Annotated in this window: 4 protein-coding genes; 2 read left to right on the forward strand and 2 right to left on the reverse strand. The window is 76.2% G+C overall.

Annotated elements, in window-relative coordinates:
• Together IE312_RS27500 and IE312_RS27505 are read left to right on the forward strand one after the other, a co-directional pair.
• Window positions 1–585: RNA polymerase sigma factor (locus IE312_RS27500; RefSeq protein WP_229900506.1), on the forward strand; the 585-nt coding region annotated here is incomplete at its 5' end.
• Entirely contained in the window at window positions 575–1,336 is a 762-nt protein-coding gene (locus IE312_RS27505; RefSeq protein ID WP_189985003.1) for a hypothetical protein, read from the forward strand. The genes IE312_RS27500 and IE312_RS27505, both read left to right, overlap by 11 nt.
• A gap of 37 nt (window positions 1,337–1,373) precedes the next feature.
• On the opposite strand, the gene IE312_RS27510 is transcribed toward IE312_RS27505, so the two are convergent.
• The gene (locus tag IE312_RS27510; RefSeq protein ID WP_189985004.1) at window positions 1,374–2,258 is read right to left on the reverse strand and encodes a serine/threonine-protein kinase; all 885 of its coding nucleotides are present in this window, start codon (window positions 2,256–2,258) and stop codon (window positions 1,374–1,376) included.
• The coding region (locus tag IE312_RS42085) for an ATP-binding cassette domain-containing protein (RefSeq protein ID WP_229900507.1) at window positions 2,255–2,605 on the reverse strand (351 nt) is incomplete at its 5' end. The genes IE312_RS27510 and IE312_RS42085, both read right to left, overlap by 4 nt.

The following is a 2,605-nucleotide window of genomic DNA, read 5'->3' on the forward strand; positions in this document are numbered from 1 at the left end:
TCGGGAAACCGGTTCCCGAACGGCCGCCTCCCGGACGATGCTCTGCTGTCCGGTCTGGCTGCCGGGGACCCGGAGCTGGCCGTGCTCTTCGTACGGAGGTTCCAGCATCGGGTCTTCGGTGTGGCCAGGGCCGTCACCGGGGACCAGCAACTCGCCGAGGACGTCGCCCAGCAGACGTTCGAGCGTGCGTGGCGTCATGCGCAGATCTACGACTCGCGCCGCGGCTCGGTCATGACCTGGCTGACGAGCATCGCGCACAACCTGGCCGTCGACGCCGTCCGCGCCCGGCGGACGGAGCCGATGGCACCCGAGGACCTCGAGGACCTGCTGGACGCCGTCACCGAGACGCCCGAGCGGTGGGCGCTGGCCGACGAGGCCTCCGCCCAGGTCCGGGCCGCCCTGGCGCGGCTGCCACGGGAGCAGGCCAGGGCGCTGATGATGGCCGGGATCTACGGCATGACGGCCCGGCAGGTCGCCGACGCGGAACGGATCCCGCTGGGCACCGCCAAGACGCGGATCAGGACGGCGATGGCGAAACTGCGCACCGCCACCGCGTCTGCGAAGCGAGGCGACCATGTCCGGTGACGTGGACTGCGAGCAGTTGCGGGAGATCGGCCCCGAGCTGGCGCTGGGCGTGCTGTCCGGCTGGGAGCGGGCCGAGGCGGTCGCCCATCTGGACCGGTGCGCGGACTGCCGGGAGTACGTCCGGCAACTGACCCAGGTCGGTGACCGGTTGGTCGGCCTGCTGCCGGACCGTGAGCCGCCGCCCGGCTTCGAGACCCGGGTGGCGCGCGGTCTGGCCCGGCGGGCGGGCGTGTCCGAGGGGCAGCGGCGCGCGCCCGGCCGCTCCCGCCCGGGCCCGCACCGCGGCGCCCGGCGGCCCCGGGTCCGGGTCGCGGTGGTCGGGGCCACGCTCGCCGTCGCCGTCGGATTCGCCGGCTGGGCGATCGGCACCGCCGTCGAGGAGGTCGTCGCCTCTCCGCCCGCCACCGAGCAGTCCGAGCCCGTGATGGTCGGGGACATGACCCCGGCCGGGCGCGGCGGGCAGGACGTCGGCGAGGTCTACGCCCACCCGGGGCCGCCCGGCTGGGTCTTCGTGTCCGTCGCCCTGACCGGCAGCCGGCACGACGGCCCGGTCACCTGCTACCTGGACCGCCCGGACGGCACGAGCCTGCGGGCGGGCGACTTCACCCTGCGTGACGGGCACGGCAACTGGGGCGTGGCGGTGCCCGGCGACCTCACCCGGTACTCCGCTGCCCGGCTGGTGTCATCCGACGGCACCGTCCTGGCCACCGCCCAGCTGCAGAAGGCACAGGTCACGACCTCTCAGGCCTGACCGGCCTCCCGGACCGGACCGGGCGTGCACCGGCCGCTCACCGGCCGCGGCGCGGTGCCGGCAGGACGGCCTCCAGCGCGGCGGCCAGTGCGTCGACGGTGGGCCGCGCCGCGGGATCGGGCCGCAGGCAGGCGTCGACGGCGGCGGCGAGCGCGGGCGGCAGCCGCCGCCGGGACCCGGCCGGCGGCGCGGTCCGCTCCGGCCGCGGGCACCGGCCGTCCGGGCCGCCGGTGCCGGTCCCGGTACGGCTGTCGCCGGTCGTGGGGCGCGCGAACGGCAGGGCGCCGCAGGCGGCCTCGAACAGGGTGGTGCCGATGCCCCACACGTCGGCGGCGGCCGTGAGCGGTACGCCACGGGCCTGCTCCGGGGCGAGGTAACCGCGGGTGCCCACGCCCGGCGGGGCGGGCCCCGGGGGCCGGGCGGTGCTCAGGTCCAGCACCTTCACCAGCCCGCGGTCCACCACCACGTTCGACGGCTTGAGGTCCAGGTGCAGCAGGCCCCGGCCGTGCAGGTAGTGGACGGCGGAGCACAGCTGCACCCCGAGCAGCGCCACGTCCGTCGCGGCCGGCCGGTGCCGCAGCCGGTGCAGCAGGTGGGACAGCGTCTCACCGGTCAGCGTCTCCAGGACGACGAGCGGTTCGGGGTCCGTGTGGACGTCGTAGGCGCGGACCAGGTGCGGGTGGGTGAACTCCCGCAGCCACCGCCCCTCGCGCAGCAGCCGCTCCGTCAGCCGCCGCTCGCCGCGCCGGTCCGGGCGCACCGTCTTCAGGACGCACCGGCAGTCGCGTTCCGCGCTCCAGGCGTCGTAGACGTCCAGCCAGCCGGTGCGGGCCAGGCAGGCCAGGATCTCGTAGCCCGGGACCGGCTCGGTGCCCGGAGGCAGGGGCGGGGCCGGGGCGCCGGGTGCGGCGGAGACGCTCATGGCAGCACCGCTCCGCTGTTCAGCCGGTGCAGTCGGGCGTAGGTGCCGTCGTGCCCGAGCAGGTCGTCGTGGGCGCCGTGCTCCACGATCCGGCCGTGGTCGAGGACGGCGATGCGGGTGGCGTCGCGGACGGTCAGCAGGTTGTGGGAGATGACGACCGTGGTCCGCCCGGCCATGAGCCGGCGCAGCGGGTCCATGATCCGACGGCCCGACCGGATGTCGAGCCCGGCCGTCGGTTCGTCCAGGAGCAGCACGGGCGCGTCCCGGATCATCGCGCGGGCGATCGCCAGCCGCTGGCACTGTCCGCCGGACAGGGTGCGGCCGCGCTGGCCGACGAGGGTGTCGTA

Origin of the sequence: Streptomyces capoamus (genome assembly GCF_014654935.1) — a bacterium.
In the GTDB taxonomy this organism is placed as follows: domain Bacteria; phylum Actinomycetota; class Actinomycetes; order Streptomycetales; family Streptomycetaceae; genus Streptomyces; species Streptomyces capoamus.